The organism is Pectobacterium sp. A5351 (assembly GCF_028335745.1).
Classification (GTDB): domain Bacteria; phylum Pseudomonadota; class Gammaproteobacteria; order Enterobacterales; family Enterobacteriaceae; genus Pectobacterium.
The window spans coordinates 1472856-1491869 of the sequence record NZ_CP116477.1; the positions used below are offsets into that span (position 1 = coordinate 1472856).

Annotated in this window: 22 protein-coding genes, 1 tRNA gene and 1 pseudogene; 11 read left to right on the forward strand and 13 right to left on the reverse strand. The window is 47.9% G+C overall.

Annotated features, from left to right (window positions below):
* Positions 1 to 55 precede the first annotated feature (55 nt).
* Positions 56 to 1825: a Lon protease family protein gene (locus tag O1Q74_RS06965; RefSeq protein WP_271877461.1), complete on the reverse strand. Its 1770-nt coding sequence runs from the start codon at positions 1823 to 1825 to the stop codon at positions 56 to 58.
* 178 nt (positions 1826 to 2003) lie between these two features.
* Here O1Q74_RS06965 and matP point away from each other — a divergent pair, with 178 nt between their 5' ends.
* Positions 2004 to 2462: a macrodomain Ter protein MatP gene (matP, locus tag O1Q74_RS06970; RefSeq protein WP_180777826.1), complete on the forward strand. Its 459-nt coding sequence runs from the start codon at positions 2004 to 2006 to the stop codon at positions 2460 to 2462.
* 149 nt (positions 2463 to 2611) lie between these two features.
* Here the strand turns inward: matP and ompA are convergent, their stop codons facing one another.
* Both ompA and sulA read right to left on the reverse strand, forming a co-directional pair.
* The gene (gene ompA / locus O1Q74_RS06975; protein WP_271877465.1) at positions 2612 to 3697 is read right to left on the reverse strand and encodes a porin OmpA; all 1086 of its coding nucleotides are present in this window, start codon (positions 3695 to 3697) and stop codon (positions 2612 to 2614) included.
* 363 nt (positions 3698 to 4060) lie between these two features.
* Complete coding sequence (sulA, locus tag O1Q74_RS06980) at positions 4061 to 4567, reverse strand: SOS-induced cell division inhibitor SulA (RefSeq protein ID WP_271877467.1); 507 nt, start codon at positions 4565 to 4567, stop codon at positions 4061 to 4063.
* 223 nt (positions 4568 to 4790) lie between these two features.
* Here sulA and O1Q74_RS06985 point away from each other — a divergent pair, with 223 nt between their 5' ends.
* Positions 4791 to 5411 (forward strand): TfoX/Sxy family DNA transformation protein, encoded by a 621-nt coding sequence (locus tag O1Q74_RS06985; protein WP_271877470.1) that lies wholly within the window; start codon positions 4791 to 4793, stop codon positions 5409 to 5411.
* A gap of 16 nt (positions 5412 to 5427) precedes the next feature.
* Here the strand turns inward: O1Q74_RS06985 and yccS are convergent, their stop codons facing one another.
* Together yccS and O1Q74_RS06995 are read right to left on the reverse strand one after the other, a co-directional pair.
* Entirely contained in the window at positions 5428 to 7563 is a 2136-nt protein-coding gene (yccS, locus tag O1Q74_RS06990; protein ID WP_271877472.1) for a YccS family putative transporter, read from the reverse strand.
* Between the two features lie 20 nt (positions 7564 to 7583).
* Positions 7584 to 8030 (reverse strand): YccF domain-containing protein, encoded by a 447-nt coding sequence (locus O1Q74_RS06995; protein ID WP_271877474.1) that lies wholly within the window; start codon positions 8028 to 8030, stop codon positions 7584 to 7586.
* Between the two features lie 198 nt (positions 8031 to 8228).
* Here O1Q74_RS06995 and helD point away from each other — a divergent pair, with 198 nt between their 5' ends.
* Entirely contained in the window at positions 8229 to 10286 is a 2058-nt protein-coding gene (gene helD, locus O1Q74_RS07000; RefSeq protein ID WP_271877476.1) for a DNA helicase IV, read from the forward strand.
* Positions 10287 to 10367: 81 nt separating this feature from the next.
* On the opposite strand, the gene O1Q74_RS07005 is transcribed toward helD, so the two are convergent.
* A complete protein-coding gene (locus O1Q74_RS07005; protein WP_271877479.1) occupies positions 10368 to 10829 on the reverse strand; it encodes a methylglyoxal synthase in 462 nt (153 codons plus the stop codon).
* 137 nt (positions 10830 to 10966) lie between these two features.
* Complete coding sequence (locus tag O1Q74_RS07010; RefSeq protein WP_271877481.1) at positions 10967 to 11491, reverse strand: DUF2057 family protein; 525 nt, start codon at positions 11489 to 11491, stop codon at positions 10967 to 10969.
* A 193-nt stretch (positions 11492 to 11684) separates the two neighbouring features.
* Here O1Q74_RS07010 and O1Q74_RS07015 point away from each other — a divergent pair, with 193 nt between their 5' ends.
* Positions 11685 to 12098, forward strand: coding sequence for a CoA-binding protein (locus tag O1Q74_RS07015; protein WP_271877484.1), 414 nt, complete (start codon positions 11685 to 11687; stop codon positions 12096 to 12098).
* 98 nt (positions 12099 to 12196) lie between these two features.
* Here the strand turns inward: O1Q74_RS07015 and hspQ are convergent, their stop codons facing one another.
* On the reverse strand, positions 12197 to 12505 hold the full coding sequence (gene hspQ, locus O1Q74_RS07020) for a heat shock protein HspQ (protein ID WP_271877485.1): 309 nt from the start codon (positions 12503 to 12505) through the stop codon (positions 12197 to 12199).
* A gap of 222 nt (positions 12506 to 12727) precedes the next feature.
* On the opposite strand from hspQ, the gene yccX reads away from it, so the two are divergent.
* Positions 12728 to 13006, forward strand: a complete 279-nt coding sequence (yccX, locus tag O1Q74_RS07025) for an acylphosphatase (RefSeq protein WP_271877488.1) — start codon at positions 12728 to 12730, stop codon at positions 13004 to 13006.
* A gap of 12 nt (positions 13007 to 13018) precedes the next feature.
* Here the strand turns inward: yccX and tusE are convergent, their stop codons facing one another.
* Both tusE and yccA read right to left on the reverse strand, forming a co-directional pair.
* A complete protein-coding gene (tusE, locus tag O1Q74_RS07030; RefSeq protein ID WP_271877491.1) occupies positions 13019 to 13348 on the reverse strand; it encodes a sulfurtransferase TusE in 330 nt (109 codons plus the stop codon).
* 110 nt (positions 13349 to 13458) lie between these two features.
* Positions 13459 to 14118, reverse strand: a complete 660-nt coding sequence (gene yccA / locus O1Q74_RS07035) for an FtsH protease modulator YccA (protein ID WP_107167731.1) — start codon at positions 14116 to 14118, stop codon at positions 13459 to 13461.
* Between the two features lie 297 nt (positions 14119 to 14415).
* On the opposite strand from yccA, the gene O1Q74_RS07040 reads away from it, so the two are divergent.
* Both O1Q74_RS07040 and O1Q74_RS07045 read left to right on the forward strand, forming a co-directional pair.
* Positions 14416 to 14503: transfer RNA gene (locus O1Q74_RS07040), tRNA-Ser, on the forward strand.
* Between the two features lie 378 nt (positions 14504 to 14881).
* Positions 14882 to 15055, forward strand: coding sequence for a DUF2798 domain-containing protein (locus tag O1Q74_RS07045; protein ID WP_271878802.1), 174 nt, complete (start codon positions 14882 to 14884; stop codon positions 15053 to 15055).
* A 437-nt stretch (positions 15056 to 15492) separates the two neighbouring features.
* On the opposite strand, the gene O1Q74_RS07050 is transcribed toward O1Q74_RS07045, so the two are convergent.
* Positions 15493 to 15747, reverse strand: coding sequence for a biofilm/acid-resistance regulator YmgB/AriR (locus O1Q74_RS07050; protein ID WP_271877500.1), 255 nt, complete (start codon positions 15745 to 15747; stop codon positions 15493 to 15495).
* Positions 15748 to 16271: 524 nt separating this feature from the next.
* Between O1Q74_RS07050 and O1Q74_RS07055 the strand changes: the two genes are divergently transcribed.
* From O1Q74_RS07055 to O1Q74_RS07070, 4 genes are all read left to right on the forward strand, one after another.
* Positions 16272 to 16694: an NUDIX hydrolase gene (locus tag O1Q74_RS07055; RefSeq protein ID WP_271877503.1), complete on the forward strand. Its 423-nt coding sequence runs from the start codon at positions 16272 to 16274 to the stop codon at positions 16692 to 16694.
* Between the two features lie 89 nt (positions 16695 to 16783).
* A complete protein-coding gene (locus O1Q74_RS07060; RefSeq protein WP_271877507.1) occupies positions 16784 to 17308 on the forward strand; it encodes an isochorismatase family protein in 525 nt (174 codons plus the stop codon).
* Between the two features lie 4 nt (positions 17309 to 17312).
* Positions 17313 to 17768: a GNAT family N-acetyltransferase gene (locus tag O1Q74_RS07065; protein ID WP_271877509.1), complete on the forward strand. Its 456-nt coding sequence runs from the start codon at positions 17313 to 17315 to the stop codon at positions 17766 to 17768.
* Between the two features lie 176 nt (positions 17769 to 17944).
* Entirely contained in the window at positions 17945 to 18373 is a 429-nt protein-coding gene (locus O1Q74_RS07070; protein ID WP_271877511.1) for a universal stress protein, read from the forward strand.
* Between the two features lie 51 nt (positions 18374 to 18424).
* Here O1Q74_RS07070 and O1Q74_RS07075 read toward each other — a convergent pair.
* Both O1Q74_RS07075 and O1Q74_RS07080 read right to left on the reverse strand, forming a co-directional pair.
* Positions 18425 to 18663: pseudogene (locus O1Q74_RS07075) on the reverse strand (2-thiouracil desulfurase family protein); the annotation flags it as partial.
* Between the two features lie 96 nt (positions 18664 to 18759).
* Complete coding sequence (locus O1Q74_RS07080; RefSeq protein WP_271877517.1) at positions 18760 to 18945, reverse strand: GhoT/OrtT family toxin; 186 nt, start codon at positions 18943 to 18945, stop codon at positions 18760 to 18762.
* Positions 18946 to 19014 lie beyond the last annotated feature (69 nt).

The following is a 19014-nucleotide window of genomic DNA, read 5'->3' on the forward strand; positions in this document are numbered from 1 at the left end:
TTAGCGTACACCTGTACGCTGGGCAAGTCTGTTGCGTCTGGTTGAACCAGTTGGTTTAACGGAAAAACCAAGGGAAACGTCTGCGTTCCTGCGGTGCAAGTTGTCCAATTCGCTCACGAATCGCGGTTAGCAGGTTTGGCTGCTGCTCATCGTCATACGCGAAGTTGGTCAATAATGACAACGCTTCTGGCGCAGTTTCTACCGGGAAAAGATGGAATTTCCCTTCGCGTACGGCTTCAACGACATCTTCCTGTAAACAGAGATGACGCAGGTTAGCCACAGGTAAAATCACGCCCTGTGTTCCCGTCAATCCGCGACGCTGGCAGACCTCAAAGAAACCCTCGATCTTCTCATTTACGCCGCCAATTGGCTGCACGCGACCAAACTGATCGACGGAACCCGTCACGGCGAACTGCTGATTGATTGGTCGCAAGGAGAGGGCGCTGACTAACGCACACAGCTCTGCCAGAGAGGCACTGTCACCATCAACTTCGCTGTATGATTGCTCGAAAACCATGGAAGCGGAGAAGGGAAGCTGTTGATCAAGCTCCAGCTCCGTAATCAGGAATGCCTGCATGATCATCATGCCCTTCGCGTGCAAATTGCCAGCAAGCTCGGCTTTGCGCTCGACGTCCGTGAATTCACCGTCGCCAGCGTGCACGACGCAGGTGATGCGCGTTGGTTCACCAAAGGCAACCGGATAGCCCGGGAACTCGAGTACGGATAGGCCGTTAACCTGGCCGACGACTTCGCCTTCCGTTTCAATCAGGATCTGGCCTAATTCTATTTCATCCTGCATACGCTCACGCAGGTAGCCTTCACGCCATTGGCGCGCGGCAATGGCATCAACCAGCGCCTGCTCCGTGATCTGACCATCTCTGGCATACAGCGAAGCATATTTTAGCTGGCTGATTAACCAGCGTGGGCATAATGGCAAATTGCCTTGATCGCCGCTGTAGCGTACTGCGACGTTGACTAAGGCTGGCCAGGCATCAGCGTCCAGTAGCGGTAGCTGATTTTCGCTGCATAGTGCATTGATGTAGGCGCACCAGCGAGCCATGTCATCCGTTTCAATCAACTGTAATTGTGCTTCAAACTCGCCGTAAATCGCGTGCTCGCCTAATTCCGGCTCCATGTCATGAATGTCAGCCAGACTTTCCCGATCGCCGAGAATAATCAGGCGAATCTCAAGCGGCATCGGGGGCACATTAACGGGCAGTGGCTTGCGCTCATCGGGTGATAACCAATGATAGAGTCTTTCAGACATAATCTGCTTCAGACGCAGCCACATTAAAGGTTGAGCCAACAGCGCTCTGGCCGACAGGATCAGCGTCCCGCCATTAACCTGATGAATCAGACCAGGGTGCAGCGTGATTTCATCGTGAAAACTGCGTACACAGCCGAAGAGCTGTTCAGGTTCTATCCATTCCTGATAGCCACAGAACTGCTGTGCGGCAAAATTATCCGCAGGCTGTGTGGCTGGCTCGACCCGGATATGACGCCCCTCGATGGTATATTTACTGCCATGTATCGCCTCGGAGTCTGGCCTGATTGCGCTTAGCGCACGGGCGATCAATGCCATATATTCATCGTTCTCCTGCGCTTTTAACAACATAAAGCGGGAAGGCGATCGAGGGTGGCAAAAGAGCGTCAGACTGTCTGCCAGACGCGACTGAATAGCGGAGAATTCAGCAGGAGCAAGCTGAGCTGCCTGAGTGAATAGCGTTTGATAAGGCGTATTATTGGGCAGTAAATGCTGCCATGAGAGTCGGTTACTGGTCAAAGTATCAATGTAATCGTCTAATGGAAAAGCGTGATTATACAAGAATAATGTCGAGTGCGCATAAGGAGAGTCATCTCCCCGTCATCTTTAACATATTGAACCCCGAGCCGCGCTTGGCTGATTGTCTTAAAAGTTTGTCAAAAAACCGCCTGAAAGCGGTCAAAATCGGGGAAAACTGTTATGCTGAAAGTAACGTTACGCGGTCACTGAAGAATTTAATATGAAATATCAACAACTAGAAAATCTTGAGTGCGGATGGAAATGGAAATACCTGGTGAAAAAACACCGGGAGGGAGAGGAGATCACGCGCTTTCTGGAGCAAAGTGCTGCGGACGAGGCGGTACAGGCATTGCTTAAAATGGAAAACCAGCCGGTGAAAGTGCTGGAGTGGATTGCGCAATGTATGAATCCCACCTTAGAAAATCGGATGAAGCAGACGATCCGAGCACGGCGTAAACGTCATTTCAATGCAGAACACCAACATACGCGCAAGAAATCGATCGATCTGGAATATTTGGTCTGGCAGCGTCTTGCAGCTCTGGCTCAAAGACGCGGAGTGACCTTGTCAGAAACAATTGTCCAGTTAATTGAAGATGCTGAGCATAAAGAGAAATACGCCAGCCAGATGTCGTTGCTCAAGCAGGATCTTAAAGCCATTCTGAATAATGACGAGATGTGATCGGGTTTGTCATTTATCTTGCCGATAAACAGGCATAAAAAACGCAGGGAGTGTTTTTCAACGTTGTACAGCAACAGCGCGTAGAGTGATGGGCGAGGATGTCGGTCATAAAAAAACCTCGCCGGAGCGAGGTTTTTTTCGTTAATAACTTAAGCCTGAGGCTGAGTTACAACGTCTTTGATGCCTTTAACTTCGATCTCTACGCGACGATCTGGTGCCAGGCAGTCGATCAACGCAGCACGAGGTTTCACGTTGTCACAGGTTGAACCGGTAACTGGTTGAGATTTGCCTTGGCCACGAGCAGAGATTTTGTTCGCAGGGATACCTTTAGAAACCAGGTAATCAACGACGCTCTGTGCGCGTTTTTCAGACAGAGCCTGATTGTATTGCTCTGAACCTAAACGGTCAGTGAAGCCCAGAACAACAACAGAACCGTCTTTCGGATCCAGAGAGCTCAACTGAGTGTACAGTTGATCCAGTGACTGCTGGCCTTCTGCTTTCAGCGTTGCTTTGTTGAAGTTGAACAGGACGTCAGACTTGAGTGTAAAACGCTTGGTTTCAACAACTGGAGCAGGAGCTGGCGTCGGAGCCGGAGCAACAACTGGTGCTACGCGGTCATCCTGGCCGAAACGGTAAGATACACCAACGCTCATCAGCAGGTTGTCTGGACGGGCACCAACGGTACCAGCATCACCAATATTGCTTACCCATTGGTAATCAACGCGGGTAGCCCAGTTTTTGTCGATAGCGTATTCAACACCGATTGCAGCCAGCGGAGAAACACCTGTGTCGTCGTTGTTAAGATGAGTACCGCTTCTGTCAGCGTGGCTGTCAGTCCGCCATACCAAACCGCCCAGACGAGTGTAAACGTCCAGATCAGGCGCAACTGGGTAGCTCAGTTTAGTAGCCAGTTGGATGCCTTGTGCCTTGAAGCTAGCGCTGTCTGCTACGTTAGAAGTAGAACCTGCATATTTCATGCGACCCAGCCAGTCGTAGCCCAGTTCAAAGCCCAAGTACGGGTTAGCTTGATAGCCAACAAATGCACCAGCACCTAACTTGCTTTTGATTGGGTTGTTGTTGACACCAGTGTAACCATTTCCGTAGAAACCGGTATCGTGGAATTGAGACACACCCAGTTTACCACCGGTGTACCAGGTATTGTCTTTAGGAGCTGCTTGCGCGACGGTCGCGAAGCTAGCCAGTGCCACTGCAACTGCGATAGCTGTTTTTTTCATTTTACGCCTCATTATCATCCAAATCGGTAATTAACCTGGAGGGCTAATAAACCTTTGGTTAAAATCCTTTGGTTGGATACTTTGCTCTTATTTATGACTTACTGCCAGTCAACTGACGTTATAAAAGAGCAACTCCAGCGAGCTAAAGTCTACAACGTGATGAGAAAGTTACAAGTATGATGTGATTTGCGTCATAAGAAAATCGCACGATTCATACATACTTGCTAACAAATAGTAGATGCTTTTGACAGATCTTACGCCATTTAGCTGTATTAAATATACCCAAAAAGGCCCACAGAATACCGCTCTGCGGCGATCTGTATAGCACATAACCAGATAGGGCTGAGAAAATTCTTAATTTACTTAATGATACAATGTCGAATGAATTTTAAGGCTGGGAAATAGTCTATAGGCGTCACCGCCAGTACTTTCTGGCCGCATAATAAAGCCGTACGTATTTCCTGCCTGTGCGGCGCGGCGTAGCCGGACTTTCTCTTCTTCCGTTAATTCGTGTGGTAGCCAGCATAACACCGCGCTGTAATTTCCTGTCAGCAAGGCTCTTTCCATTGCATCCACTGCAAACAGCGGATTGATGTGGTGAAGTTGCACCATTTTATCCAGCGGCAAGCCAGATTGCTGTACCCAGGGACGGCTCAATTTTTGTTGAGGAGAAAGCCACAACAGCCAACGTGATTGCGTACCTAGCTGCTGTAAGAGCGGCAATAGCAGGTGTGTGACTATGGGCTGATCGGCGTTGTACACGATTTCGCTGATAATTCCGCCGGTGCTGATCGAGGTTTCCGCAGCATGCTGATTTGCAGAAAACGATGACGACTGAATGTTGTGAGAGCTGATTGATTGCGTACGCATAATGAGTTCTACCCATAGTGTTACTGTATGGGTATACAGTATCCGCTGTGTGCGTGAAAATCAACCTGATTTTTTGAAAGCGCTTCGCATATTCCTTATGCAAGAGACAGTAAACACATTTACTGTTTGAAGCCGCATCGGGGCTGTGTTTAATTATTTGCTCCTGCTACAGATATTTTTAATTGTTCAGGAAGAAATCATTTTAATACTAAGGATTATGGCAATGAAGCAATTATGCAGAAAAAGGATTTTGCAATCTCAGCATTCTTTTTCATCTTTGGGGGAGATCACCTCACGTTCCCAATTTGGTGGCTACAGCATCGCAGCAAATAAAACGATTTTTGGGCTGGTGTCAGAAGGGGAGCTTTATCTTCGCGCCAGTAAGAAGGATGAAAAATATTTTCAGCAGCGTGATATGCCTAATCTGATTTATACCAAGCGCGGTATGCCAGTTCCGTTGAATTATTTTCTTGTTGATGAAGCATTATGGCAAGAACCTGTGCAGCTCCTGTATTTTGCCCGTTTGGCGTTGGTTGGCGCGCAGTATGATAAAGCTGTCAGAAACACCAACGGACGGCTAAAAGATCTCCCGAATCTTAACCACGATATTGAACGCCTGTTGTGGAAAGCAGGAATAAGAAATGTCGATGAATTACAGCATTATGGCGCGAAAAACAGCTATCTTGAGTTGCGGAAGGTCCGCACTAATCTGAGTGTCAACGTGCTATTGGCGCTTGCTGGTGCCATTTGTGGCACGCATCAGGCGGCGCTTCCTCGAGGTATCCGCAACGAACTGTTGGAATGGTATAAAAATAATGCTGTCTCCAAAGGATCCAAGCACTAAGAAATTCGCCTTATTCTTACTGTGTAATCATGTCATTTTTTAGTTGTACGAGTTCAGGCAAAAGATCGAGCAGCAGGCCGATTTGCTGAATAACTAATGATTCTTTACTGTCTGACTCAGGTGAAAGGGATTGAATGCTGGCGGTAATAGTTTTCAATCCCTGATTGATACGCACACTTTCCTCTTCGCTACCGTGTAGCGCGTCATCAACATGGCAAACGGCATCATCCAGCAACAGCAGCGTTTCCGACGAAGTAATTTTCCCGCGGTGTGCGCCGAGCGTTGAAATATAGCTTAACAACGTATGATTCAGACACATGAAGCGAAATGCACTGTCCAGTTTGCTCCGGGTTGCGTGAGGTTCTGAAGACATATTCGACACAACGGATGCCAGTTCGGCATCGCAGTTATGTGCATCCCGGCGGGCGATACGATAAGGCAGGCTATTATCTTTCCCCTGATGATATTGCACCATAATTGCGTCCAGATAACGGCAGTTGGCGTCTAATGTCTTATTAATGACGGTTGTCAGACCGCGAAAACGCCAGTCCGGCCAGATAAAGCTCACCGCAGCCCATGCGATGGCACACCCCAATAAGGTATCGATAATACGTGGCACCGTGACTTCAAAGCCTTCGCCCAACAGGTTGAAGCAGAGCAGGACAAGCAGCGTAATAAACATGGTCGCGTGTGCGTACTGTACGTTGCGAAAGGCAAAGAACAGCACGCCGCTGATGACGACTAACGTGAGTTGTCCTTCCAGTGAAGGGACGAAATATAAGACAGGCAAGCCGAGTAAAATACCGGTCAAAGTCCCAATAATCCTCAACGTCAGCCGTCGCCGGGTGGCGTTATAGTTTGGCTGGCAAACAAACAGGCTGGTCAGCAGAATCCAGTAACCGTGCTGCATCCCCGTGACCTGAATCAACGCGTAGCCGCTACAGAGTAGTATGGACATACGGATAGCATGCCGGAACAGCGCCGACTGGGGCGTCAGGTGGCGACTAATGCGCAAGCGGATGTCGCTCCACCCCGTGATTTTGTCATCTGCCAGCGTGTTTTCCGGGTTATTTTCTTGCTCAATAGCCTGTTCGGATTCGATTGTCGCTAACTGGGCATCAATCGCGCGCAGGTTATTTAATAAATAAGTGAGCGCTTTGATTTGCGTAGCATCCGCCATGTTGTTGGCCGCGATGCGCGCAATAGCCGATTCAAGGTGCACGAAAGCCCGCTCAAGGCGGCTATCATGCTGATATTTTTGCTGCAACAGAATGGATTGCGACAGTTGCTGACAGGCTTTGGCCTGCATGCTCAGCAGGCGTTGAAAGCGGAATAAGACATCGCTATAGCGCAGCTTTTCACGCAGCTGCGGATAGTAAACATGCGACGAACTGGCCCGTTCGTGAATATCCTGAGCGACAAAATAGTAGTGCAGTGTTTGACGCGTCCCACGTTGTCCGCGATCGCCACGCAGACGGGTTAACAACGAAGACTTGGTCTGGTTGAGTATCGCAACCAACTGGCTGTTTGCCATCGCGACATCAATCAAGGGTTTGTCGGTTTCTTCTTCAATATCGGGATCGAATAGGTTGGCTTTTGCATCCAGATAGCGGGCCAACTGTTGATAACACTGCGCGAGGTTGTCCTGTAACGGGCGGATTGGGAAGATCAGATGGCCGAACAGTGTAAGCAGGTTGTACCACGATGCGCCGATCAGCAGCATGATGGGCTGCTGATACCAGTTGTCATAAAGAGAGATGCCCAGCATAGTGTAAATCGCGATCAGCAGTGCGCCGAATGCGATTGTCGCATAGCGCTGCCCTAATGCGCCGAGCAGAATAAAGCCGCAGGTCGATACCGCTAGGCCAATCCCGAACAGCCAGGGATAGGGAAAAAGCAGTTCGATCGAGACGGACGCGACAAAAAAACAGGCCAGCGTAATGAACAGATTACGTAGACGCCCGGTGAGGCGATCGTCAAGGTCGGTGAGGGCGGCCGCGACGACACCAAGCGTGATGGGAATGGTCGATGTTGGCTGACCTAGCCACCAGGGAACTGCTGCCGCACCACTGAGTGCAATGAGGATACGAATGGTGTATAGCCAACTGCTATTGTACACATAGCGGCGAATTCCCGGGGCAAAGGTGAGCAACGTAATATCCTTAAATGCCGTTAGCGAAAGCGGCGGCGGGCATTATTTTCCCGCGCAGCCTGTGCAAGTTCGACGGAAACTACGCGACGTCCTACTGGCCACAGCGCGATGGCAGCGATCTTAAAATTGGCGATGCCAACGGGAATGCCAATGATCGTAATACACTGCGCGATACCTGTAATGATGTGCGACAGGCAAAGCCACCAGCCAAAGAAAATAAACCAGAAGATATTCAGCAGAGAGCCGCCGGCGTTGAGAATCGTGCTCTTTTCATCCGGTCGCAGTTCATCAACATGGATGGCCTCATTACCATAAGGCAAGAGCGACAGCTTAGTGATTTCCCAGCATGAGCGTGTTAGCGGTAAGGTAAAAATCAGCAGCACGCTGACGACCGTCGCCAGAAGCCAGGCTAGTGTGGTGAAAAAACCACCTAATACGAAGTTAAGGATATTCAACACAGTACGCATAATCTCTCCTGTACGTGTAAGGTAACCCGGTAAAGTAACCAAACTCGCTGATGGTAAAAGAATTATCACATTAAGCATTAGGATATTCTAACCTGTTTTTAAGGCTAGAGCGTGAAGTCTGATAACGGGTAAACTAGGGAACAGATAAACGACGAAAAATGGACGAATAACCTCTCACATAGTCATGGCGCGAACATCATGGAACTGAAATCCACCTCGTTAGGTAAACATCTGGCCCGGCATCCTTACAATCGGGTGCGGTTACTGAATGCCGGTGTCGAAGTGAGTGGCGATAAACATCAATACCTGATCCCCTTTAACCAACTGCTGGGCATTCACTGTAAAAGAGGGCTGGTGTGGGGAGAGCTGGAATTTGAATTGCCAGCCGGGAAAGTGGTGCGCTTGCACGGAACAGAATGGCAGGAAACGCAGGCTTTTTACCGCTCTCTTCTCAAGTCTTGGCTTGGCTGGAGCGAGGCGATGAGTCTGGTCAGCGCCGAGGTTTTGCAGCGTCAAACGGACAGTATTCAAGCGCTGATGCAGCAGGATAAATGGTTTAGCCGTCAGGCGCTGTCAACGTTGCAGAATGCTATCCGCGATTCTCTGGCAGCGCTTCCCCTGCCTGTTTCTCGTCTGGAAACCTTTGATAACTGCCGTGATAACTACCGGGACTGCCTGCGCTGGCTTGAGCTGGGCGATGAGATGCGCACTGCGGCGAATCAGGCATGGATGGATCGCACGTTGGCGGCAGAGCAATCTTTCTTTGAAACGGTGGAGAGTTCGCCATTAAACGTGTCGCAGAGTAAGGCCGTGATAAATGGCGAAGAGGGCGTACTGGTGCTGGCGGGCGCAGGCAGCGGGAAAACCTCCGTGCTGGTGGCTCGAGCGGCGTGGTTAATGCATCGGCAGGAAGCCATGCCCGATCAAATTTTGCTACTGGCGTTTGGTCGTAAAGCAGCAGAAGAGATGAATGAGCGCATTCAGGAACGACTCCACACGAACGACATTCAGGCCAAGACGTTCCATTCGCTGGCATTGCACATCATTCAGCAGGCTAGTCGTAAGGTACCGATGATAAGCCAGTTGGAAAGCGATGCGAAACAGCGTCGGGAACTGCTGATTTCTCACTGGCAGCAGCAATGTGCCGAGAAGAAAACGCAGGCTAACGGATGGCGGCGTTGGTTAATAGAAGAGCTGGAGTGGGATGTGCCAGAAGGTGATTTCTGGCATGACCCGAAACTCGCGGGGCGACTGGCCGGGCGACTAGAGCGGTGGCTAGGGTTGATGCGTATGCATGGCGGCAGTCAGAGCGAAATGGTTGAGCTGGCACCAGAATCCATTCGGAGCGAATTTCAGCAACGCGTTCGCCTGATGGCGCCGTTGCTGAAAGCCTGGAAAAAGGCACTTAAGGATGAAAACGCGGTCGATTTCTCTGGCCTCATCCATCAGGCTGTAAACCTGCTGGATAAAGGGCGTTTTGTTAGCCCCTGGAAACACATTCTGGTGGACGAATTCCAGGATATTTCGCCACAGCGTGCGAACCTGCTGGCAGCACTGCGTCGACAGAATAGCCGTACCTGTCTTTTTGCCGTAGGGGATGACTGGCAGGCCATTTACCGCTTTAGCGGTGCTGAACTGACGTTGACGACGGCTTTTGAAGAGCATTTCGGCGTAGGTGAGCAGTGCGCGCTGGATACTACCTATCGTTTTAATGAGCGCATTGGTGAAATTGCCAATACGTTCATACAACAAAACCCGTATCAGTTGAAGAAACCGCTTAATAGCCTAAGTAAGGGGGATAAAAAAGCGGTGACTATCCTACCTCAGGATCAACTTGAGCCACTTCTGGACAAACTGAGCGGCTTTGTAAAAGCGGATGAACGCATTCTCGTGCTTGCCCGCTACCATCATTTACGTCCTGCCATTTTGGATAAGGCCGCGACCAAATGGCCGAATTTGCATATTGATTTCATGACCGTGCATGCCAGTAAAGGGCAGCAGGCGGAATATGTCATTATTGTGGGTATGCATGAAGGGAAAGACGGCTTCCCGGCACCGGCAAGGGAATCTGTGATTGAGGCGGTGCTGTTACCTGAACCGGAAGATTTCCCCGATGCGGAAGAACGTCGCTTACTGTATGTGGCGTTGACGAGAGCGAAACATCGCGTCTGGTTGCTACAGGATGTGACGAATCCCTCGGTGTTTATTGAACATCTTCATCGCTTAGACGTGCCGACGCAGCGTAAGCCAGGATAACGAAAAGCGAAAGTAGAGAGGTGGAGCAGCAGAAACCAGCGTCGACGGTGTGGCTCGCCGCTGGTCCATGGTGATGTGCGGCTACGACTTCAGGCGGTCTTGCAGATAGCGCTGATAATCAGGGATGGCGATCTCTACAGGTTCTTTAAATAGCGCTGAGTTGACCAGAAAATCCGCCGTTGCACGGTTGGTGGCCACGGGAATATTCCACACTGTTGCTAGCCTCAGCAGCGCCTTCACATCGGGGTCGTGTGGTACGGCGTTAAGTGGATCCCAAAAGAAGATCATTAAATCGATTTTTCCTTCGGAAATGAGTGCGCCAACCTGTTGATCCCCCCCCATTGGCCCGCTCAGCATGCTTTTTACGGGCAGTCCCGTATTCAACTGAATCAGGTTCCCGGTGGTTCCGGTGGCGTAAAGCGTGTGCGCTTCGAGCTGTTCTTTATTCGTACCAACCCAATCCAGGAGGGATTGTTTACAGTGGTCGTGTGCTACCAGCGCAATATGTTTTTGCGCGGCGATGGTACGGGTGGTGAACTCCATGGTTACGTCCTTCAATCTGGTGTAGTAAAGCTGACGCTAGGGTACAGACAGATTACGGAAACGCTGTTTCAGTGCAAAGCGATAAAAGCAAGAAAAGGCGAACGGGTATCAAAAATCTGATGTGACTGCGCGTAAAATCACCAGGTTACGGATTCATTCAGTGCACTGGCAAAACCTGCAACGGAAGCCCCTTTTGCTGCCGCGTTGTACTCCGACATTTTCCGCTCTATATCGAGCAGGTCATTGTCAGCAATGACAAGTGCATCGGTACGTACGGGGATAACCTGATTTTTTTCATCAAGTAGTTGATATTGAGGCTGAGCAGTGAAATTTTTGCGATCCTCAAGGGTGTGCAGCGGAGGGAGTTTAAATGACACCGATGCCACTTTTTCTGTGTTAAACGCTGCAATCAACGTGGAAGGGAAATAGGTCACAGGTACACCAGTTTGGGCATCGACGGTATCGACAACTTTAAACAAAATCTGGTGTTGCCCACTACCAAGTTCGAGGCTATCGGCACCTTTCAGCAACGAACCTGACATTTTTTGCCCGTCAACCATCAGGAGATCGATTTTCTGATCTAATTTCAACGTTGTTGCCGCAATTGCAGAAGAACTGAAACCTGCAATAAAGAGGCAGACAGTGATGAAGTCGAATTTCATAATTTTCCCAAATGGCACGCAATCCAAGTATTGTTGAGGAATTGTCTGAATGTGTCAAAGGTTTCAATTTGAAACAGGCTGTTATGGCATTTTTCGTTCTATAGGGTGTAGACGGTGAGTCTTTAAGCCATTTCCTGCTATTCGTAGAATGTGCGATACACTGTAATAAATCACGCAACAGAGGCGGAATAGCATGAATGACAGTGATATTGAATCTGTACTGAAAACGGTAAAAACCATTGCACTTGTGGGTGCCAGCAATAAGCCTTCCCGCCCGAGTTATGGTGTGATGGCGTATTTGCTTGAGCAGGGGTACGACGTTATTCCCGTTAGTCCCAAATTGGTTGGCCAGACGCTCCTGGGCCAAAAAGCGTATGCCAGCTTAGCGGATATTCCTAAACCGGTTGATATGGTCGATGTCTTTCGCCAACCGGAAGCGGCTTATGAGGTTGCCAAAGAGGCAATCACCATTGGCGCTAGTGTGCTATGGCTACAGATCGGCGTCATCAATGAGCAAGCGGCAATTTTGGCGAACGATGCTGGGCTGAAAGTCGTGATGGATCGCTGTCCGAAAATTGAAATCCCACGGCTGGGTCTGGGTAAATAAGCGTTTGGGGAAACTAGGTCACAGACGCAGGGCGATGTTGAGTATCACGACATCGCCAATGTCTGTTTTCAGTAGCCAATATTTGCCGTCGGGAAAAGCTAATGGCGCAGATGTGGCGCACGGCGCTGAATGACCTCGGCTAATTCATTGAGCGAAGGATGTTCATGTTCAGAAAGCTCCTCCTTGATTAACTGTGCTTCAGCCAGATAAGTATGTATCGGTTGGCCTTCATCATCTTCCATCACTACGTGATACCACGGTTCAGAACGCGGCGTGTCGTTGCCGCTAATTTCTTCCCAGGTGGGCGTTTCTAATGAGTATTCGGGATCGATATCAATAACAACCCCCGGAAACCCCAGCAGCTTATGACGAATCTGTTGTCCGATGCCAAATTTACAGATGATCATATAACCCCCTGGAAATAGATTACACTTTCTATTCGCTGCGGATTACGTGGAGGATTACCGCATCCGATAACGCCTTTTAGCGTACAGCGTTTTTTCAAGCGATCTGTTCATTGATGAACTACGGGCTGAACATATTATTAATAGTATGGTGTAAATTTTTAGAAGATACAGCCCAGTTAGTGAAATGTTGTTTAGCCTATTGGGATGGAAAAAGGGGGAAATATGGCAAATATAGCAACTGTCGCCTATGTCTATGGCATGGTTCAGGGGGTGGGATTTCGCTACAGCACGTTGCATCAGGCCAGGCGACTGGGGCTCAATGGGTATGCGCGCAATTGCGATGATGGTAGCGTGGAAGTGGTAGCAAACGGCGAACCTCATGCGGTAGAGGTGTTGATCGAGTGGCTGAAGCAAGGAGGCCCACGAAGCGCCAGAGTGGATAAGGTGCTTATTGAGCCACACGGCAAGACGGACTATGAGGGTTTTACGATCCGCTATTGAAAGCGGATGACGCTAGATGCATTTGACCGGTTTGGGTAAGCCGGCAATTTTCGTTGCCTGCTTTGCAGGCCCTTTCGGGAACAGTTTATACAGGTAGCGACTGTTTCCTTTCTCTTCGCCATACTTTTGCGCCATCGCTTTAACCAACATGCGTATCGCGGGTGATGTATTAAATTCCTGATAAAAATTTCGTACAAACCGGACAACTTCCCAATGCGGTTCAGTTAGCGTGATGCCTTCTTGTTCTGCTAACACCTGAGCCAACGCTTCACTCCACGCGGTGCTATCCATTAGGTAACCTTGCGCGTCTGTTGCGATTGTGCGTCCTTCAAACTCCAACATTTTCTCTCCACCAGCGATAAATCAGCCCGCAGTTTAGCAAATTTTTCTGTCTACGCCGGAATAAAAAAAAGCCCCGACAGGGGCTTTCTCGGTGTAGTGCTAAACGAGACTTAGTCGTTACGCATGATGCCCAGAATGCTCAACAGGCTAACGAAGATATTATATATCGCGACATACAGGCTAACGGTTGCCCGGATGTAGTTGGTTTCGCCACCGTGAATGATGTTACTGGTTTCCCACAGGATGGCACCCGCAGAGAACAGAATAAACAGGGCGCTGATCGCCAGATGTAATGCCGGAATCTGCAAGAACAGATTGGCGATGACGGCAACAATCAGAACGACGAATCCTGCCATCATCATGCCTGACAGGAAGGACATATCCTTACGTGTCGTTAAGACATAGGCTGAACAGCAGAAGAACACCAGTGCCGTGCCGCCTAGCGCTAGCATAACAATGTCGCCTGCGCCGGAAGAAATTAGCGAGCTTAAAATCGGGCCCAGCGTATAACCCATAAATCCAGTCAGAGCGAATGCCGCCAGAATACCCGCAGGGCTGTTTGCCAGTTTGTGCGTCAGGAACATCAGGCCATAAAACCCAACCAGCATCAGAATCAAGCCAGGGGCAGGCAGGTTAAGTACGGTACTTGCCGTTGCGGTAACGGCGGAAAAGCCCAGCGTTAGCGACAGCAGGAAATAGGTGTTGCGCAGCACTTTGTGCGTGCTGAGTAGCGAGCTTTCACGAGTAGAAGAAACAACAATACGATCCATATCAGCGACTCTCTCTTCAGGTGCTATTATCCAATGCCAGAGAATAAATAGTTTCGGAACGTTATTAAAGGTGGTTTACCCTTCTTTACTCTACAAAACTCTACAAATTTTTCATCCTTCCAGCCTGTGCTCGCGTGTTGTTCTGCAATTTGTAGAGTGCTGGAGATAAGTTGCGCTATTTTATCTACTGTGTGACGGTTTTACGTTCAAATACGCTACGTTAGATTATTTTTCAGGCAATTGAGCGTAGTGATACTTTACAAGGCCTCATTCACTGTTTATAGTTCGCGTCGTTGCGGAGGAGTGGCCGAGTGGTTGAAGGCACCGGTCTTGAAAACCGGCGACGCGAAAGTGTTCTAGAGTTCGAATCTCTACTCCTCCGCCAAAAAATTCAACGGGTTAGCTTAGGCTAGCCCGTTTGCGTTTTTAGGTGTTGGTATTGGTTTGGTATATTTTATTGATATGGGCTATTTAACCCATTGTAGCTGATTGAATCGTATCTTTCTTGGGTATTAATCTTGGCTTGTATTTCATCTGGGTTTTGGATATAAAGACAGCTATCACTGTAAGTGATCCTTCGTAAGCGTTCACGTTAATCAACGCAAGTAAATATGTGCTCTATATTGAGTATATAATTGTGCACGATTATTTATATGTTGGAGATGCTGTGAACGCTTCTAAAAATGATATTATATTTTTTGGTATACCTAAACTCCCTGCACGATATGCATCATTAGTGATGCCATTGTTACTATCAATCCTAATGACATGCTTGGTCTCATTAATTAGTACATTTAAAGGGGTTGGTTTATCTTCACAATTTACAGAAAAATGGCTGAGTTCGTGGGGTATTTCTTGGCTCGTAGCCTTTCCTGTGCTGCTTTTTGTGTTACCCATTGTTCGAAAGATTACTACTAGCGTTGTTAAAGTTGTTTAATTAGTTCCTCAAACCGAGCCATGCAAAGCTCGGTTTGCCCTGTTCCCGGCAGTATTTGGTTTAATGATTAGGTTTAATGATTAGGTTTAATGATTAGGTTTAATGCCTAAAAGTTCAGCGCTATGACTTAAGGCATTTATCATAACTACAAACAGCGTTCGTACCGAGCTGCTGTGAACGTGTAGCGACGCTGCGATTCGAATTATTTTTATTGCCTATTCATTTAGAAACAAATATTAACGATTGGTAAAATAAATAGTTATCGCTTGTGCTCTTCGTCATTAATAAATCGCGAGTTGTTGGTCATAAATAATAATGCAAATATTTGTGTTGTTTATCGCGGGCGTATCCATTAATAGGCGCACGTATTAAATAAAATTCTGACCGATAAAATATAAGCGTACCGGAAAATAATAGCGTAGTACTTTGACCTTACATTAAATCAGAAAGTCGTCCTGAGTTTTATAAACAACTAACTCCAGCAATGCTCGATATTTCTCCTGAAAAGCGGTATTGGCCTCGGTTTCAATCTTGTGAACTAATTTAGCAATGATGGCCTTGTTACTGACGGAAAGGCCTGATTGAATGATTTCTTCCACAATGTTGCCGAGCATTTCCATGTCACTGACCCGAGAGTCAGGACCGAAAGCGTCAGATATCGGGAGCTCATTTTGGGGCACCTCTGAATGCATTATTTTCCTCCCTTGCCTTGTGCGTTTTCTGACGTGGTTAATGCACATCTTGCCAGACAGCACGAATCTGCTGTCCGCCAGATATGAATAAATGGTTAGTTAACTTTAGTCGATCATTCGCATAAAACCAGTCGATAAGATAAATAAACGTAATGTGGCCTGGGGATACTGCCAAACGCGAAAGGGTGATGCCGATCAATGGTCAGACGGATAAATATGAATGTATCGTTCCCCACTCGTATTATGTCTGAAATAATTGTGTGAGATGCATAGCTTCAATAAGTTAAACATGACGAGATAAAAGGAGGAAGAGAAAAACATTCACTGAACATAAAAATTATTAATGCATTTTGATTAAACGCTATACAGATTTTTATCTCTACAAAAAGATGACATTTTGTAGGGTTATACACCTTTTATCAATCCATGTCATTCTGTTAAAAAATGTGCGTTTATCAGAAAATGTCTTTTATCAAAAACGTCTTTTTATCAAAAGAGTGCTGTAGTTTACCTGGAGCGTTGGTATGCAAAAGATCAGAACAAAAGCAGTTTGTCTTTTCCGAAACAATGGCAAAATTCTGTTAGCAGAAGGATATGATCCTATAAAAGATGAGCATTACGTGCTGCCACTTGGTGGCGGCGTTGATTTTGGCGAATTGTCTCAGGCAGCAGCGGAGAGGGAAGTTCAAGAGGAAATTAGCGCGGCGACCAAGGATTTTTCGCTGTTAGGCGTTTCAGAAAATATTTTCTCCTACAATGGCAAACCTGGGCATGAAATTGTCTTTGTTTATGAGGCACGTTTTCAAGATGAGTCGCTTTATCAACAAGATATCATTCATGGCATAGAGACAAACGGTATGCCGATCGTTACCCGCTGGTTTGATATTGATTTTCTGCGCTCAGGGAAAATCAAGTTTTATCCTCATGGTATAGTGGACATGATCTAGCCCGAGTCAGCCTGGCTGGCGTGATGGCCGGTTGTTACCTTCGTGATGATAATGTGTGCCGGTGTTACGTGCCAACATAAGGAAAAAAGATGCAGGTTTTGATGGTCATTGATATGCAAAATGCGGTGTTTGCAACGCCAAGAGCGCGACAGGCGCAGACGGTTGCATTGATAAACCAGCTTTCAGACGCAGCAGATCGGACTATTTTCATCCAGCATGAAGAAGAAGGTATGTTGTCAGGCAGCGAGGGGTGGCAATTATTGCCTGAACTGAACCAGCCAGAGGGCTGTTTGTCCATCACGAAAACGGCGTGCGATGCGTTTTATCGTACGCCGTTAGCCAATGTGTTGGCGGAACTGGGGGGTGACCACCTTACGATTTGCGGATGTGCGACGGATTATTGTGTTGATGCAACTATTAAAAATGCGGCCAGCCGAGGCTACACGTTGACGATTGCCGCTGATGCACACACGACGGCCAATCGCGGTGAACTGGAAGCAGAGCAATTAATCACACATTACAACGATGTGTGGCGGAATTTTATTATTCCAGGTAACACGATTACGGTAGAAACAACGGAGCACATCGTTGCTTCATGGAAGAGGCGTCGATAATCCTATGGTGAATATTATGTCTGTCAGACATCACCCTGAATATAAAGAACGGGCGATTCACTACTTCCAACACCACTGGGCATCCGATGAGACGTTGATGCTTTACGAAGACTGTATCAACCACTGCATTGGTGCCGAAAACCCATTACCTGATTGGTATTTGCTGGAAAAGGATGGGCATATTATTGGTGGTGCAGGATTAATTACCAATGATTTCATCAGCCGTATGGATCTTTATCCCTGGCTGTGCGCGCTTTACGTTGAAGAGGATCATCGCGGCAATCGGTATGCGGGACAGTTGATAGAACACTTGGCGCAGGAAGCCCGTCGTGCGGGTTTTTCTAAGCTGCATTTATGTACTGAGCTGCTCGGTTTTTATGAACGCTATGACTTCCACTTTAGCGGAATGGGCTATCACCCTTGGGGTGAAGCGTCGCGAATATATTCGCGGTCGCTTTAAAGGAAAGTCACGATCGCTTTAAAGAAGCGCTGGGGTGAGTTAATGGGCGCCTGACTGGCTAAAAGTAGCGAGCAACATGTGTAAAAGTGAACGGGATCATATTCTGCTGACGATAGACGAACTACGCTTCTTACATGCTGACAGGTAATCAGTTATCCACATTGGGAGAGGTGATTATGTACACGAGCATTCTGGTGCCAGTAGATATAGAAGAAGATGAACTCACCAAACACGCGATTACGCATGCAGTCAGGTTGGCCAAAATGTCAGGTGCCGCAATACACCTCTTTCATTCTCTCCCAGATGCGTCGGCGTTCTTATCTGCGTATTCTTTTGGCATAAAAGAGTTTGAGAATGAGGTGGTGGTGAAAGCGAATGACAAGCTCAAGTCATTGATGAAAACAATCGATCTTCCAGCATCGCGTTTGTCATACAGCGTCAGCTTTGGTTCGGCCAGAGATGAAGTGCTTACGCTGGCGGAGGAGGTTAATGCGGATTTGATCGTAATCGGTTCGCGACGGCCAGATGTAAAAACCTATTTACTTGGCTCAAATGCCGCTGCTATCGTTCGCCATGCGAAAATATCCGTATTAGTTGTCCGTTAGTTTTTTGGCATAACGTCACTGCCGCATTGTGGTGATGGGGCAGTGGCGATGTTACGCATCAGCGTGGCGATCGCAGTATTCAACACGTTCGATTAACTGCTCGATCTCACGATCGGAAAACACGTCGATACCGTGGCTAATCAGCAACCCTGTGGTAACGCCGCTTCCCGCCGTTTGTGAACCATCAAATCGTCCACCGTATATAATGCGCTGCCGCAAGATGGGCTTCTTTCCGTAAGGAGCGCGAAGCGGCAGTTATGTTGTTGCACCATTTGCAGCGTTAGCCAGGCGCTGAATCAGAATGTTACTCATCGTGGGGCATACTCTCTAAAAGGTACGAATAGGTGTTGCAGTGCTGATTCAGTATGCCGGTTATCTGGAGGAGTTCAAAAAAGGGAGAACAGCAGGACAACAGGAAAGCTCAGCGGCCAGGTTAGGCCGATAATTAACGAGGCAAAGAATCGGATGAACAGAGACTTATCTTTACTTAACAAGAAAGTCACGATCAGGGCGATGACAAAACCGATCGTGTAGGTAAGTTTAATGAGTTCCCATAGGGAGTGATGTGGCACGTTTGTTTCCTTTTATCCTCAGAGCGCCTGCATTTTATGTTGTTAATATTTTATGATCAATTTTTTAAC

What these genes read in the sequence shown, in the direction of transcription:
- O1Q74_RS07050 (WP_271877500.1), bottom strand. Translation starts at nt 15,747, where the DNA reads ATGCATTCAGAGGTGCCCCAAAATGAGCTCCCGATATCTGACGCTTTC.
- ompA (WP_271877465.1), bottom strand. Translation starts at nt 3,697, where the DNA reads ATGAAAAAAACAGCTATCGCAGTTGCAGTGGCACTGGCTAGCTTCGCG.
- O1Q74_RS07060 (WP_271877507.1), top strand. Translation starts at nt 16,784, where the DNA reads ATGCAGGTTTTGATGGTCATTGATATGCAAAATGCGGTGTTTGCAACG.
- matP (WP_180777826.1), top strand. Translation starts at nt 2,004, where the DNA reads ATGAAATATCAACAACTAGAAAATCTTGAGTGCGGATGGAAATGGAAA.
- yccX (WP_271877488.1), top strand. Translation starts at nt 12,728, where the DNA reads ATGGCAAATATAGCAACTGTCGCCTATGTCTATGGCATGGTTCAGGGG.
- yccA (WP_107167731.1), bottom strand. Translation starts at nt 14,118, where the DNA reads ATGGATCGTATTGTTGTTTCTTCTACTCGTGAAAGCTCGCTACTCAGC.
- O1Q74_RS06985 (WP_271877470.1), top strand. Translation starts at nt 4,791, where the DNA reads ATGAAGCAATTATGCAGAAAAAGGATTTTGCAATCTCAGCATTCTTTT.
- hspQ (WP_271877485.1), bottom strand. Translation starts at nt 12,505, where the DNA reads ATGATCATCTGTAAATTTGGCATCGGACAACAGATTCGTCATAAGCTG.
- helD (WP_271877476.1), top strand. Translation starts at nt 8,229, where the DNA reads ATGGAACTGAAATCCACCTCGTTAGGTAAACATCTGGCCCGGCATCCT.
- O1Q74_RS07065 (WP_271877509.1), top strand. Translation starts at nt 17,313, where the DNA reads ATGGTGAATATTATGTCTGTCAGACATCACCCTGAATATAAAGAACGG.
- tusE (WP_271877491.1), bottom strand. Translation starts at nt 13,348, where the DNA reads ATGTTGGAGTTTGAAGGACGCACAATCGCAACAGACGCGCAAGGTTAC.
- O1Q74_RS06995 (WP_271877474.1), bottom strand. Translation starts at nt 8,030, where the DNA reads ATGCGTACTGTGTTGAATATCCTTAACTTCGTATTAGGTGGTTTTTTC.
- O1Q74_RS07070 (WP_271877511.1), top strand. Translation starts at nt 17,945, where the DNA reads ATGTACACGAGCATTCTGGTGCCAGTAGATATAGAAGAAGATGAACTC.
- O1Q74_RS07045 (WP_271878802.1), top strand. Translation starts at nt 14,882, where the DNA reads ATGACATGCTTGGTCTCATTAATTAGTACATTTAAAGGGGTTGGTTTA.
- O1Q74_RS07005 (WP_271877479.1), bottom strand. Translation starts at nt 10,829, where the DNA reads ATGGAGTTCACCACCCGTACCATCGCCGCGCAAAAACATATTGCGCTG.
- O1Q74_RS07015 (WP_271877484.1), top strand. Translation starts at nt 11,685, where the DNA reads ATGAATGACAGTGATATTGAATCTGTACTGAAAACGGTAAAAACCATT.
- sulA (WP_271877467.1), bottom strand. Translation starts at nt 4,567, where the DNA reads ATGCGTACGCAATCAATCAGCTCTCACAACATTCAGTCGTCATCGTTT.
- O1Q74_RS07055 (WP_271877503.1), top strand. Translation starts at nt 16,272, where the DNA reads ATGCAAAAGATCAGAACAAAAGCAGTTTGTCTTTTCCGAAACAATGGC.
- O1Q74_RS07010 (WP_271877481.1), bottom strand. Translation starts at nt 11,491, where the DNA reads ATGAAATTCGACTTCATCACTGTCTGCCTCTTTATTGCAGGTTTCAGT.